Genomic DNA, 13,034 nt, shown 5'->3' on the forward strand with positions numbered 1-13,034 from the left:
ACGATGGAGAAGACATGGCGCAAGGTGAGATCTGGGTTCTCGGAGCCACCGGAAGGGTCGGGCGGGCCGTCGCGGCGCAGCTCACGGCGGCCGGGGCCGTCCCCGTGCTGGTCGGGCGCGATGCCGGTCGGCTGCGCACCGCGGCCGCCGACCTCGGGCTCGACGCCGAGGCGAAGATCGTCGTCGCGTCGGGGGCGGAGGCCATGGCGGCCGAGATCACCCGGCAGCGGCCCGCCGTGGTCGTCAACACCATCGGCGACTACGCCGAGACCGCCGTACCGCTTGCCCGCGCCTGCATGCCGGGCGGCCACTACCTCGACCAGGCCAACGACCCAGCCGCCTTCCATCGCCTGTTCGCCCTGCACGACGAGGCCGTCGCCGCGGGAAGCACCCTGGTGACCGGTGCGGGATTCGGCGTCGTCGGCACCGAGGCGATCGTGGCACGCCTGTGTGAGAACCGTCCCGTGCCGAGCCGGGTCCGGGTGGACACCTTCGCCTCGGCCGCCGTCGAGGAAGGAGTGCTGGGCCCCGCCCTTGCCGCCAGTATCGTGGACAGCTTCGCGATGGGTGGTCGCCGCTACGACGGTGGCCGGCTGGTCAAGACCCGCCTCGGCGCGGAAGTACAACGCCTGACCCTGCCCGACGGGGAGCGCATGTCCTCGGTCGGTGTGCCCTCCGGTGAGCTCATCGCCGCGCATCGGGTCAGTGGAGCTCCCTCGGTGTCGGCGACCTCCGGCCTCATTCCCGCCTCGCTCGCCGTTCGGGCGGTCCTGCCGCTGCTCTCGGCGATCCTGCGGATCCGGACGGTGCGGACCTTCGCGATCGGCCGGATGGCCGGAATCAAAACCAAGGCTGCCCCACGCCCCCGTCCCCACACCTGGGGCCACGCCGTCATCACCTGGCCCGACGGCACCGCCCGCGACGGCTGGCTGCGGGCCGGCGACGCAATGGAATTCACCTCTGCCGTCGCCGCTCAGACCGCGCTCCAGCTCGCCGCGGGTAATGGACGGCCCGGCGCGCACACCCCGGCCGCCGCCCTCGGCCCGGACCTTGCCACCGCTGCCGGAGCCGACTTCGTGGACGAGGCCCTGGCCTGACCATCACGGCAAAGAACCGCCACGCCGCACAGCGCACCGGTCCTCGAGAAGCCCACCGCACCAGCACCGGCACCCCCGCCGCGGATCACAGGGGTGCTGTCGGCCACCACTGGTTCACGATGTCGGCACCGTTGTGCCCGCGCCAGCTGACCATCAGTCCGCATGCGGCGCGCGGCATCTCATCGAAGTAGACGTACAGGCCAGCGCCTTCGTCCCGGTCCGAAGTCGATATCCGCAGGTAGCCAGTACCGGAAGGACGCTGGAACGATTCCCGGCGGAAGTAGCGGTCGTCGCTCTGGAACGGATACTGCTCGCGGTAAACCGTCGGAGTCGCATTGCAGGACAAGGAGTATCGGAGCGCCCCGGCGGTCAGCCACTGCGGGGAGCAGTGGACAGTGTCGATGCCGTCAGAAACCGAAGCGCTGCATCCTAGGCCGTTGCCATGGAGGGCGTCCGCATCGACCGGAGCGAGCCCGGGAAACATATCGGCGATGCGCTGACGGGTCTGCGTTGCCATGACGGGCGTCGGTCGCGCCCGCGTCGCCGTCGACGTCGCCACGGATCCGGATGTGGCAGGCTGCGGACCGGTCCCCAGCGCCGCAGCGAGGACGACACCGATGACGACCGCACCGACCCCCGCGACCACGATGATCGCGGCCAGCAGGACGCCATGACGTCCCCGCGAACCGGCTTCGGCCCGCGGGAGGGTCGCCTCGCCGGCCGCCGGAATCGCCGGGCTCGAAACCGGCACAAGTGCTCCCTGCGTCGGCACCGGCGCGGGGGCGGGCATGCCACCGCGATACCGCTCCGGCCGTGGCGGACGAGCACGGCTCCGTTGCCAGTGATCGACTCTCCTGATCAGCGCGGCCAGACACACCGCCGTGACGGCGGCCGATACGGTGCTCGCCGTGATGAGCAGGGCAGCCACACCGGAGAACCCGGAGGTGAACCGGCCCGAATCGAGATCGGCCGAGGCACGAAAAGCATTGCCGCCGCCGCTCTGCCGGACCGCCCAGAGCAACGACAGCGTGGCCAGCCATCCCAGCCACCACGCGACGACCAGCACACCGACCGAGCGGCCACGCAGGTCCCGGGCATTCGACGGGGTCCGTGGATCACTGGCGCGCAGGACGTCGGCGACGATGAGCGCCGGAAACCAGACATTGACGATTGGACAGAACCAGCCGCCGATCACCCACCCGATCGGCAGCCGATGCCGCGCCGCGCACAGCGCCTCGCTGTTGCGCCGAGCCCGCCACAACCACACCAGCAGGACGACACCCGCGGCCGACATCGCAAGCAGCGTCAGTGCGGTGGTCACACCGTAGACCGCCAGCCACGCCCGTTCCCGGCGTACCAGCAGCGCGCCGCTCACGTGATGACCCGCCATGCTCCGATAGGACCACCAGGCCGCGACTGTCTGCACGACCTGCGTCGCGACAGCCGCGGCGAGCAATGCCACCGTCCAGAAACCCAGCGCTCGCAGTGGGCGCACCTGCCCCACATGCGCCGACGAAACACCGTCGGTACTCGATGTCGTCATCGGCCCCACCCCATCGCTGCGCAACGGCCCGTCGCCGACGCAGTTGGATCATGGCACGCACGTAGAGGTTTCACTCGCCAAGCACGGGAAGCGAGAACCTCCACCGACCTCCCCGCAATGGCGCGACAGGCTCCCGTCACCTACCGGGCAGCCCGCCACCACGGCGGGATACCCTCGGTCCCCCAACCGAAGACACCGCGGTACTGGAGCCGCCAACGGGAACAGAGTGATGTTGTTGCACAAGACCTTTCGAGTCAACGCCGACAGGCCCCGGCACTGGTGCGCCGGGGCCTGAGATCTACGAAGAAAGGGGAAAATCGCATTGCTTCAGCGGCCCGTCAGGGCCGCTGTGACACCGCATCCGATGCATCCCGGGATGCGGAACCGATAAATCACTACTCAGTGACCACCTCCTGGAACGCCGCCTTCCTCGGTGCTTACGAACTCGATTGTTCGATGGTGCTTCGTCCCCTTCCGGCAGGTCCGGCCAACGTGCACCGGGTCTATCCGTCATCCGCCGGAAGGGGACGGTGAAACTTCCTTCTCCCGGGCAGTTCACCTCCCGGCTTCTGAACTTTCCTTCATTCGAACGAGAGCGACTCTATAACGGCCTTCAGCGAATGTCTACACCCGACACGATAGATTTTCGGCTGTCGGTACGGGCGCTTTCACATAGGTAGACGGGTTTCGGGGTGGGAAGCGGGGGCGGGCGCCGGCCAAGGTGCGCCAGCGCGGCGTGGGGGCGACCAGCCGATCGTGTGCCCTGCGCGCGACTGCGGCGAAGCGCTCCGCATGATGCCGAAAATCTGTAGTCGAAGCTCTAGACATTGGAGGTTCCGGTGTGTAACTTCACTGTCATTGAAGAGAGAGAGATCGAGTGGCTGGGCAGGTGAACTGCCTGGTATGCGGTACGCCCTTCCCCTTCCGGCGCAGACGAGAATCCGGCCAAACCCCCCGTGGCCTGGACCGCCGCCGGAGGGGGACGGGGGCGTAGCACAGTGAAGACCTTCGCAAGCAGGACCCGGCGCGTTTGGAGGTGGTGGCCCACTGAGTGGTCCTCAGTCTGTTCCGCGACCCGAGAAAGCATCGGGTGCGGTTGTACGCCACCGGTCTCCGAGGACCGGTGAACAGTTGACCCTTTCGTACACACGGATCCCCGGCCCCGGCGCACTCGCGCCGGGGCCCGTCGTCGTCTCCAAATCCTGAGAGGTGTTGTGCAGCAACCCGATACCACTCCCCCCGGCGGCGCCGGGGGGACCGACAGGCTCGATGACGAGGACTTCCCCGCCTACAGCATGGGCCGCGCGGCGGAGATCCTCGGCGTCACCCAGGCATTCCTGCGCAGCCTCGACGCCGCGCGCCTGCTGGCCCCGCAACGTTCCGCGGGCGGGCATCGCCGCTACTCGCGCTACCAGCTGCGGATCGCCGCGCGGGTGCGCGAGCTGATCGACGCCGGCAATTCCCTGGAAGGGGCCTGCCGGATCGTGATCCTCGAAGATCAGCTCACCGAGGCCCAAGCCCTCAACGCCACCCTGCAACACGCCCTCGACGAGCGCGAATCACAGCACCCGCACCGCTGATCACCCGCACTGCGGCCACCGCGAAGTGCCCACGCGGGCGCGGCTGCGACTTCCTGGCGCGGAGCGAGGTGTTCCGGTCACGTAAGCCACCGGCCAGCAGGTGACATCCGCAACGGATTCCGGGCCCTTGCCCAGACGTCGAGCATCGACGATGATCGCCTCGTGAGTAAGGTGACCCTAACAACCGAGCTTCCGATTCCGGCCGAAGCGGCGTGCGCGCTCGCGCTGAAACCCGAACTGTTCAAGTACGTGGTCCGGCCGATCCTGCGGGTGCCCGCCATGGACTTCCCCGAGCACGTCGAACCGGGAATCAGCGTTTCGGCTCGACTGTGGTGGTTCGGAATCATCCCCGCATGGACACACCATCTGACTCTGGTTCGCCTCGGCGACACCGAGATCTACACCAACGAACACGGTGGGCCCGTGCGTACCTGGAACCACCACCTCACGTTCACTCCGATCGACGAACGCCGGTGCCGCTACACCGACGAGATCGAAACCGAGGACGGACTGCGCGGAGCGGTCACTCGTCTGTTCATCCGGCTGATGTTCCGTCACCGTCACCGCCGCTGGCGGACACTCACACGAATTCTCGCCTGAAACCCGAGGGCCGAAGTCCCGGCGGCGCATTCCTCGGAGCGGAGGTGGTCTACGTTCGTTCCAACGGTTACGGAAGGGGCGCGGATGTCGGATCGGGAAGAGCTCAGCTGGGAGCTGTTCGGGTCGGCGAGTCGGGAACTGGCCGAACAGGTTGCGAAGGACGGGTTCGAGCCGGATCTGATTCTGTCCATCGCGCGGGGTGGGTTGTTCGTGGCCGGGGCGCTCGGTTACGCGCTCGACGTGAAGAACCTGCACGTGATGAATGTCGAGTTCTATACCGGGGTCGATCAGCGGCTCGATCTGCCGGTCATGCTGCCGCCCGTGCCGCAGGCCGTCGATCTCGCCGGGGCGCACGTGCTCGTCGCGGACGATGTCGCGGATACGGGTGCGACGCTGAAACTCGTGCGGGACTTCTGCGCCGGGAAGGTCGCCGAGGTGCGATGCGCGGTGGTCTACCAGAAGCCGCGGTCCGAGGTCGACTGCGAATACGTGTGGAAGCGGACCGATCGCTGGATCAACTTCCCGTGGTCGGTGCAGCCGCCCGTCACCAGCCGGGCCGCCCGCGTCCTGGACGCCTGAGAACACCGAAGGCGGCCGCGCCACCGGAGTGGGCGGCCGCCTTCACCGTACTTACGGTCAGGCCAGCTGGGCCGACAGGATGGTGATCGGGTCGATCGGCACGTCCTGGTGGCCCGCCCGCGAACCGGTGCGCACGCCCGCGATCGAGTCGACCACGGCCGTACCGTCCACGACCTGACCGAACACCGCGTAGCCGAAACCGTCCTGGCCCGGGTAGTTCAGGAAATCGTTGTCCGAGGTGTTGATGAAGAACTGCGCGCTCGCCGAATGCGGATCGGAGGTGCGCGCCATCGCCACCGTGTACTTGTTGTTCTTGAGTCCGTTGTTCGCCTCGTTCTCCACGCGGTTCGGGGCCGGCTTCTGCTGCATGTCGGCGGTCATGCCGCCGCCCTGCACCATGAAGTTCGGGATCACCCGGTGGAAGATGGTCCCGTCGTAATGACCGGCCTTCACGTAGTCGACGAAGTTCGCCACCGTCTTCGGCGCCTTCGTCTCGTCGAGCTCGAGAGTGATGTCCCCGGCTGAAGTGTTCAGCAGCACTTTGGTCATCCGGTCATCGTATGGGAGCCGTTCGAGCGGCGGGCTGGCGGACCGGAATCACCTTCCTCGGCACCATCTTCGGCCTGGTCACGCCCGGCTCACGCCTCGTACAGCTCCAGCGGCAGATCGTCCGGATCGGCGAAGAACGCGAACCGCCTCCCCGTGTACTCGTCGACCCGCACCTCCTCGGTCCGCACGCCCTTACCCCGCAGCTCCGCCAGTGCCGCGTCGAGATCGGCGACCGCGAAGGCCACGTGCCGCAGCCCGCACGCCTCCGGCCGCGACACCCGCGCCGGCGGATCCGGGAACGAGAACAGCTCCACCTGACCGCCGTCCGGCAGCGCGAGATCCAGCTTGTACGAGCGCCGTTCGGCCCGGTAGTTCTCCGCCAGCACCCGCAGGCCCAGCACGTCGACGTAGAACGCCTTCGACCGCGCGTAGTCGGAGGCGATGATCGCCGCGTGGTGAATCCGCAGCAGGTCCATGACCCCGACGCTAGCCGACCACCACGGCCGGACGGCCGCCCCTCTCCTCCGTGCGTCTCTAGACGCAACCACACCGAGCCGTAATTCTCCGACACAGCCGGAGATACATGGTTAGATGCGCATATCTAAATTTAGGTATTTTTCAACCAGCCGATCGAGGATGCAAGACCAGCGAATCGCTCACCCGCCCAACGCCGATTCCGCCGCGTCGATGGTCATCTCGCGATACGAACTCCCGAACAGCACCACGTGGACGAGCAGCGGATACAGCTGGTGCAACGGAATTCGGTCCCGCCACCCGCGCGGCAGCGGCACCGCCTCGTGATAGGCGGCGCGAATACGGTCGAGATGGGGCGCACCGAACAGCGCGAGCATGGCCAGATCGGTTTCCCGGTGGCCGCCGTGTGCGGCGGGGTCGATCAGCCGCACGCCGTCCGCGGTCCAGACGAGATTGCCCGACCACAGATCGCCGTGAATCCGGCTCGGCGGCTCCGGATCACCGGCCAGCGCGCCGATATCGGCCATGACCCGCTCGACGAGCCGCACGCCCCGCTCCCCCAGGGCCGGCGCCGCGGCCGAGAGCAAGGGCGCCAAGCGGCGCTCGGCGTACCACGGGCCCCACTCCCCCGTCGTCGGCGTATTGTCTTGCGGCACAGTGGCGATGAAGCCGGGCCAGGGCGCGCCGAAGGCTTCGGGAGCGCGGGCGTGCAGCCGCGCCAGATCGCGCCCGAACGCCTCGGCCGCCGCCGCGCCCGGGGCGGCCGATTCCAGCCACGGCAGGACCAGCGTGGTGTCGTCACCGGCAAGCACCGGCGGCACCAGGCCGTTGTCGAGGCCCTCCCCCAACCAGCGGAGTCCGGCCGCCTCGGCGTGCAGCATCTCGCCGATCTCCGGATTGCGCGCTCCCTCCGCCGCTTTCACGAAGACGTCGCGGCCGTCGTCGAGGCGAACGCGATGCAGCGTCCACGCGTGACTGCGGCCGAGGTCCGAAACCCCCGCCACCGGCACTCCGAGCAGGTCACGCACGCGGGCCGCCGCATCGATCATGCTCTCGATTGTGCCCGCGCGGCCCGCCGGTGCGGTGTCATCCGGTGGGCGCGTTGGTGCGCATGTACTCCGCGGTGGCCGGATCGGCCGGGAAGAACGATTCGATGGCCAGTTCGGCGACGGTCACGTTCATGGGCGTGCCGAACACCGTCATGGCACTCAGGAACGCGAGTTCGATGCCGTTGTGGCGCAACCGGAGCGGGACGACGGCCTGTTCGGGCTCGGGCAGACCGGGCGCGTGCTCGCCGCCGGGATAGCCGCGCAGTTCTGTGAGCAGTTCGGCGAGGTGCGGCGAACCGGTGATCTCGAGCTGGCGTTGCAGGCGCTCGAACAGGTGCCCGCGCCATTCGGCGAGGTTCACGATCCGGGGCGCCAGGCCGTCGGGATGCAGGCTCAGCCGCAGCGCGTTGACCGGCGGGGCGAGCAGTTCGGCGGGGATGTCCTGCAGGAACAGCCCGGCGCTGGCGTTGGCGTCGACCATGTTCCAGTGCATGTCGACGGCCAGCGCGGGGTGCGGTTCGTGGCCCACCAGGATCTGGCGCATGGCGGTGCGGACGGGCTCCATCTGCGGCGTATCCAATCCGGGCTCGGCGTAGACGGGTGCGTACCCCGCGGCGAGCAACACCCGATTCCGTTCGCGCAGTGGGATTTCCAACTCCTCCGACAGGTGCAGGACCATCTGGCGGCTGGGTGTGGCGCGCCCGGTCTCGATGAAGCTGAGGTGGCGGGCGGAGGTCTCGGCGCGGCCGGCCAGTTCCAGCTGGCTGAGGCGGCGAGTCACCCGCCAATGCCGGAGCAGGTCGCCTGCGGTCTGGGTTTGCACGTGCTCGATCGTACGGAGACGCGTGCGGTGTGCCGATTACCTACGAGGTAATGGCAATCCCGGCGGTCAGCGATGGGCGGCGAACTGGGCCAGGCTGGTCGGCGGATGGCCACCGTACTTCTCGATATCGGGCGTGACCTGGTAGAGGCCCGTGCCCTCGCCGAGGAGGCGGAAGATCTCCCACAGTTTCGACAGATGGTCGGCGGCGTGGGCGGAACCGTAGAAGTCGAGCGCCCAGCTGTGCCACTGCGGCGGCGGGACGTCGATGTAGGAGCGGCCGAGCAGGCGGGCGGCCTCGCCGATGGCGAGAACGTCGCCCGTCAGCAGCATGACCGGATCGGCCGGGCGGTCCGCGGCCGCGAGCAGGCCCGCGGCGACCCGGGCCACGTCGACCGCGGCGATCAGCGGCACCACGGTCGTCTCCGGACCCATCGGAAGGGCCAGGCGGGTGGCGTCGCCGGTGTCGGCGATCAGGGCGAGGTTCTCGTGGAAGACGGCGGCCCGCAGATGCACCGCCCCGATACCGGCCCAGTCCAGGACCTGTTCGGCGACCCAGTGCTGGCGCATGCGCGGGGTGAGGGCCTGCGGGCCTGCGGCCAGCTGCGAGACGGCGACCACCCGGTGCACCCCGGCGTCGCGCGCGGCGACGGCGAATGCGCCCGCGGCATCGACCAATCCGTCGACGACCGGGTAGGTGAAGTAGGCGCGGCCGACGCCGTCGAGGGCGGCGCGGGTGATGGCGATATCGCGGAGGTCGCCGACGACGACCTCGGCGCCCAGGGCGCGCAGCGGCGCGGCGCGTACGTCGTCGGTGTGCACGAGGGCGCGCACGGGGATGCCGCGGCCCAGCAGCAGGGCGGTGAGATGGCGACCCGTCGAGCCCTGCAGTCCCCCGGCGGCGCCCGTGACCAGTACCGGCTCCATCCGTTCACGGTACCGGTCGCCGTATGGCACACAGGGTGTTTCGCGCGGGCCGCGGGGCCGATAGGGGGTCGATTCCGTGCGCAGGACAGGGTGCGGGGCGATCTGGCATCGTGGCTGTCATGAAGACGATCCTGATCACGGGGGCGACATCAGGCATCGGGCTGGCGGCCGCACGGCAGATCGCCGCGGGGGGCGATCGGCTGGTGCTCGTGGGGCGCAATCCGGACAAGCTCGCGGCGGCGGCCGACCAGGTGCGCGCGGCCGGGCCCGGTGCGGTGGACACCGCCGAATGCGATATCTCGTCGCAGGATTCGGTGCGGCGGCTGGCGAGTACGGTGCTGGAGAACTATCCGCGGGTCGATGTGCTGGCCAACAACGCGGGCGGCTTCTTCGGCCGCTACACGAAGACCGGGGACGGCGTGGAGTCCACCTTCGCGACCAATCACCTCGGGGGCTATCTGCTGACGGAACTGCTGCTGGAACGCCTGCTGCACAGCGCGCCCGCGCGCATCGTGTTCACCTCGTCGGTCATGCACTACGGCACGACCGTGGATCTCGGCGATCTCGGGTGCGCGCGGGGCTATTCGGGGCAGAAGGCCTACAGCCGGTCGAAGCTGGCGAATCTGCTGTACGCGCGGGAGCTGTCGCGGCGGCTGGCGGGGACCGGGGTGACGGCCAACGCGTTTCATCCGGGCGCGGTGTCGACGGGCATCTGGGATTTCGCGCCGTGGTTCGCGAAACCCGTGATGGAACTGGCGAAGCGGGTGTTCATGGTGCCGTCGGAGGAGGGCGGGCGGCGGCTGACCGCCTTGGCCACCGACCCGGATCTCGCGGCCGTGACCGGCTGCTATTTCCAGAAGGGTCGCGTGAAGGCGCCGTCGCGAGTCGCCCAGGACGACGAACTGGGGACGCGGCTGAGCGCGGCGTGCGCGGACCTGGTCGGCCTGCCCGCGCCGTCGCGGCCGCGATAGTGCCGCCCCGACCCCTACCGGCCCGGACCGAGTTCCCGGGCGTACCGGCGCGGGCACGGTTATGGTGGGTCCCGTGTCGCTGGTAACACCCGTCCTCGATCTGCTGCCGGAACGCTATCGCGCCCTCCTCGTCCGGCATCAGGAGCTGATGAAGTTCGCGGTGGTCGGCGCGATCACCTGGTTCGTCGACACCGGCATCGTGTACACGCTGAAACTGACGGTGCTGCAGGACAAACCGCTCACCGCCCGTGCCTTCGGCGTGCTGATCGCGACCATCGTGTCCTACATCCTCAACCGCGAGTGGTCGTTCAACACCCGCGGCGGGCGGCAGCGCCATCACGAGGCCGCGCTCTTCTTCGCCGTGAGCGCGGCGGCCATCGCGGTCACGCTGATCCCGCAGGCGATCTCGCTGTACCTGTTCGACATCCGGGTGCCGCACGTCAGCGCGCCTACGCAGGCGATCGCGAATTTCGTGACCGGGCAGATCCTCGGCGTCCTGCTGGCGATGGCGTTCCGGTTCTGGGCGCTGCGGCGGTTCGTCTTCCCCGACGATCTGCGCGCCGCCGCCGAACTCGAACTGCTCTGACCGGCGCACCGGACACGCCGGGCGCGGGTGGCCGCTCGCCGTGATCGCGACGGTAACGTGGGACGCCTGCCCGGAACGGACATACCTCGCCCCCGAGGAGGCCGCGTGGCCCGGTACGAGACGGTCGACGACTACATCGCCACCTTCCCCGAGTCGGTGCGGGCGGTGTTGCGGCGAGTCCGCGCGGTGGTCCTCGAGGCGGTGCCCGGCGGCGCCGAGACCATCAGCTATCAGGTGCCCGCCGTCCAGGCCGGCGGCAAGGCCGTCGTGTACTACGCGGGCTGGCAGCACCATGTCAGCATCTATCCGATTCCGGCCGGTGACCCCGAGTTCACCGCGGCCGTGGCCCCGTATCGGGCGGGTAAGGGCACGTTGAAGTTCCCGCTGGCGCAGCCGGTTCCCTACGAGTTGATCGCGCGGGCCGCCGCGCTGCTGGCCGCACAGCACGCCCTCCGCTGAGCCGTCCGAGCCTGTCATACAGCTGGTAACCGGATGCGGGGTTCGTGTATCCGCGCCGTTTCCCGACCGGCCGTACTATGTGCTCGCCGCAATGGCCCCGCGGGAGGTAGAGGTGACGTCGGAAACCACAGCAGCGCAGCCGATCAGGCGTTTCGTCGCATTGGGCGACAGCCAGACCGAAGGGATCGGCGATCCGGACGGCCGGGGCGGGCACCGGGGCTGGGCCGACCGGCTCGCCACGCTGCTGACCGGGCAGAACCCGTCCCTGGCCTACGCCAATCTGGCGATCCGCGGCCGCCGGGCCGCACAGATCCGTGCCGAGCAGCTGGGGCCGGCGCTGGCCCTACAACCCGATCTGGCGACCGTGGTGGCGGGGATGAACGACGTGATCCGGCCGCGCTTCGACCAGGAGGCGGTGCTCGCCGAGATCGATGCCATGTTCGCGGCGCTGACCGCCGTCGGGGCGCGCGTGGTGACGTTCACGTTCCCCGATATCGGCGGGATCGCCCCGATCGTGCGGCCGCTGTCGTCGCGGGTGCGGGAGATGAACGCGCGGATGCGGGAGCTGGCGCGGCGGCACGCGGTCACGCTGGTGGATTTCGAGCCCGTCGCCGCCACGACCGATCGCCGGGTGTGGGCGGAGGACCGCCTGCATCTCAATCCGCTCGGCCACGACCTGGTCGCCCGCGCCGTCGCGGAAACCCTGCATATTCCGGGAACCGACGGTGCCTGGCGCCAACCGCTCCCGCCGCTCCGCTACGACCTGGCCGAGTTGATCACGGCCGAATTGCGCTGGGTCGCATTTCATATGGCTCCCTGGGTCACCCGCTGCCTGCGCGGGGTGTCTACGGGCACCGGCCTCACGCCCAAACGTCCCCAGCTACTTCCGGTCGCCGACTGACCCCGCCTGCGGTGGAGGTTTGTGTGCCACGGGTGAGCGAGGTGCCGAGCCGGACGTGCGCGGGCGTCGCCGGGCACGGGGCACGCCGACCGTCGTCGTGCGGACGGGACGGGTAGCCGGGTTGTGGGATGTGGGCTGCGCCACGGTAGTCGGAGGTCGCGGGTGGGTCGGGCGATCGTAGGATGATCGGGTGCGGTCATCGGCGGATCCTGCGGCGCGGTTGCGTGGTGCGTCCGTGGGTGCGGCGTCGGGGGCTGTGAGTATCGCCGCGCATGCGCTCGGCGGGGGCGTGGTGTCGCTGGGGTCGGCGGCGGTGCCGCTGCTGGTCGCGGCGTGCACGCTGGTGGGGGTGGTGGTCGCCGCGCTGGGGACCGGACTGCCGCGGCTGATGCTGATGCTCGGCGCGGGGCAGGTCGTCGGGCATGCCGCGCTGTCGGCCGCGCCCGGGCACTGTCATCCGGCGGTGTTCACCTCGGCGATGCTGGTCGCCCACCTGGTGGCGATTCCCGTGGGGGCCTTGCTCGTTCGCGGGGCCGAGATCGCGCTCGGCCGCATTCTGTCGAGCGTGCGGCGGGTCGTCGTCGCTCTCGCCGGGACTCTGGAAACGTCGCGGCCCACGCCACGCATCGTCCGCGCCGTACGCGTGACGATCCCGCGGCGCTTGCTGCTCAGTTCGGGTACGGGCCGGCGCGGCCCGCCGCGCGGCGCTCCTCTGTTCCTTCACCGTTCGGCTGTCCCCGCGTGCGCATGAGGCGTTCGCCGGACGGCCGCGCCCCCCATCGTTCGGCAGTCATCGCACTCATCTCACAGGCGGCTGTCTTGCTGCGATAGCCGGACTATCGGTGACGACCGCAATAGGCGATCAGCGTCCCGCAGATGATTCTCGGCGTCCCCACTGC

15 protein-coding genes are annotated in these 13,034 nt (G+C 69.4%); 9 read left to right on the forward strand and 6 right to left on the reverse strand.

From position 1 onward, the window contains the following. Positions 1-14 precede the first annotated feature (14 nt). Entirely contained in the window at positions 15-1,097 is a 1,083-nt protein-coding gene (locus tag ON41_RS15760; RefSeq protein ID WP_040748364.1) for a saccharopine dehydrogenase NADP-binding domain-containing protein, read from the forward strand. An 85-nt stretch (positions 1,098-1,182) separates the two neighbouring features. On the opposite strand, the gene ON41_RS39045 is transcribed toward ON41_RS15760, so the two are convergent. After that, entirely contained in the window at positions 1,183-2,559 is a 1,377-nt protein-coding gene (locus ON41_RS39045) for a DUF4328 domain-containing protein (protein ID WP_157185487.1), read from the reverse strand. Positions 2,560-3,854: 1,295 nt separating this feature from the next. Between ON41_RS39045 and ON41_RS15770 the strand changes: the two genes are divergently transcribed. The 3 genes from ON41_RS15770 (at position 3,855) to ON41_RS15780 (ending at position 5,399) form a co-directional block, all read left to right on the forward strand. After that, positions 3,855-4,220: a MerR family transcriptional regulator gene (locus ON41_RS15770; RefSeq protein ID WP_040748365.1), complete on the forward strand. Its 366-nt coding sequence runs from the start codon at positions 3,855-3,857 to the stop codon at positions 4,218-4,220. Between the two features lie 162 nt (positions 4,221-4,382). Beyond that, positions 4,383-4,820, forward strand: a complete 438-nt coding sequence (locus ON41_RS15775) for an Rv1443c family protein (RefSeq protein ID WP_051161592.1) — start codon at positions 4,383-4,385, stop codon at positions 4,818-4,820. 84 nt (positions 4,821-4,904) lie between these two features. Beyond that, positions 4,905-5,399: a phosphoribosyltransferase gene (locus ON41_RS15780; RefSeq protein WP_040748367.1), complete on the forward strand. Its 495-nt coding sequence runs from the start codon at positions 4,905-4,907 to the stop codon at positions 5,397-5,399. A gap of 57 nt (positions 5,400-5,456) precedes the next feature. On the opposite strand, the gene ON41_RS15785 is transcribed toward ON41_RS15780, so the two are convergent. From ON41_RS15785 to ON41_RS15805, 5 genes are all read right to left on the reverse strand, one after another. Next, positions 5,457-5,948, reverse strand: a complete 492-nt coding sequence (locus ON41_RS15785; protein ID WP_040748368.1) for a peptidylprolyl isomerase — start codon at positions 5,946-5,948, stop codon at positions 5,457-5,459. Between the two features lie 89 nt (positions 5,949-6,037). Beyond that, on the reverse strand, positions 6,038-6,424 hold the full coding sequence (gene gloA2, locus ON41_RS15790; RefSeq protein WP_040748369.1) for an SMU1112c/YaeR family gloxylase I-like metalloprotein: 387 nt from the start codon (positions 6,422-6,424) through the stop codon (positions 6,038-6,040). 180 nt (positions 6,425-6,604) lie between these two features. Continuing rightward, a complete protein-coding gene (locus tag ON41_RS15795; protein WP_040748370.1) occupies positions 6,605-7,471 on the reverse strand; it encodes a fructosamine kinase family protein in 867 nt (288 codons plus the stop codon). Positions 7,472-7,508: 37 nt separating this feature from the next. Beyond that, positions 7,509-8,294, reverse strand: coding sequence for a helix-turn-helix domain-containing protein (locus tag ON41_RS15800; RefSeq protein ID WP_040748371.1), 786 nt, complete (start codon positions 8,292-8,294; stop codon positions 7,509-7,511). A 66-nt stretch (positions 8,295-8,360) separates the two neighbouring features. Continuing rightward, positions 8,361-9,218 carry an NmrA family NAD(P)-binding protein gene (locus ON41_RS15805; protein ID WP_051161594.1) on the reverse strand — a complete coding sequence of 286 codons (858 nt, stop codon included), beginning with the start codon at positions 9,216-9,218 and terminating at the stop codon, positions 8,361-8,363. A 119-nt stretch (positions 9,219-9,337) separates the two neighbouring features. Between ON41_RS15805 and ON41_RS15810 the strand changes: the two genes are divergently transcribed. From ON41_RS15810 to ON41_RS15830, 5 genes are all read left to right on the forward strand, one after another. Beyond that, on the forward strand, positions 9,338-10,189 hold the full coding sequence (locus ON41_RS15810; RefSeq protein ID WP_040748372.1) for an SDR family NAD(P)-dependent oxidoreductase: 852 nt from the start codon (positions 9,338-9,340) through the stop codon (positions 10,187-10,189). Between the two features lie 73 nt (positions 10,190-10,262). Next, on the forward strand, positions 10,263-10,775 hold the full coding sequence (locus ON41_RS15815) for a GtrA family protein (protein WP_040748491.1): 513 nt from the start codon (positions 10,263-10,265) through the stop codon (positions 10,773-10,775). Between the two features lie 105 nt (positions 10,776-10,880). Next, positions 10,881-11,234, forward strand: coding sequence for an iron chaperone (locus ON41_RS15820; RefSeq protein WP_040748373.1), 354 nt, complete (start codon positions 10,881-10,883; stop codon positions 11,232-11,234). Between the two features lie 112 nt (positions 11,235-11,346). After that, a complete protein-coding gene (locus tag ON41_RS15825; protein WP_246829539.1) occupies positions 11,347-12,135 on the forward strand; it encodes an SGNH/GDSL hydrolase family protein in 789 nt (262 codons plus the stop codon). A 190-nt stretch (positions 12,136-12,325) separates the two neighbouring features. Continuing rightward, positions 12,326-12,886, forward strand: coding sequence for a hypothetical protein (locus ON41_RS15830; RefSeq protein WP_083905382.1), 561 nt, complete (start codon positions 12,326-12,328; stop codon positions 12,884-12,886). Positions 12,887-13,034: the final 148 nt, after the last annotated feature.

Origin of the sequence: Nocardia transvalensis NBRC 15921 (genome assembly GCF_000308875.1) — a bacterium.
Classification (GTDB): Bacteria; Actinomycetota; Actinomycetes; order Mycobacteriales; family Mycobacteriaceae; genus Nocardia; species Nocardia transvalensis.

What these genes read in the sequence shown, in the direction of transcription:
- ON41_RS15760 (WP_040748364.1), top strand. Translation starts at nt 15, where the DNA reads ATGGCGCAAGGTGAGATCTGGGTTCTCGGAGCCACCGGAAGGGTCGGG.
- ON41_RS15780 (WP_040748367.1), top strand. Translation starts at nt 4,905, where the DNA reads ATGTCGGATCGGGAAGAGCTCAGCTGGGAGCTGTTCGGGTCGGCGAGT.
- ON41_RS15785 (WP_040748368.1), bottom strand. Translation starts at nt 5,948, where the DNA reads ATGACCAAAGTGCTGCTGAACACTTCAGCCGGGGACATCACTCTCGAG.
- gloA2 (WP_040748369.1), bottom strand. Translation starts at nt 6,424, where the DNA reads ATGGACCTGCTGCGGATTCACCACGCGGCGATCATCGCCTCCGACTAC.
- ON41_RS15795 (WP_040748370.1), bottom strand. Translation starts at nt 7,471, where the DNA reads ATGATCGATGCGGCGGCCCGCGTGCGTGACCTGCTCGGAGTGCCGGTG.
- ON41_RS15805 (WP_051161594.1), bottom strand. Translation starts at nt 9,218, where the DNA reads ATGGAGCCGGTACTGGTCACGGGCGCCGCCGGGGGACTGCAGGGCTCG.
- ON41_RS15810 (WP_040748372.1), top strand. Translation starts at nt 9,338, where the DNA reads ATGAAGACGATCCTGATCACGGGGGCGACATCAGGCATCGGGCTGGCG.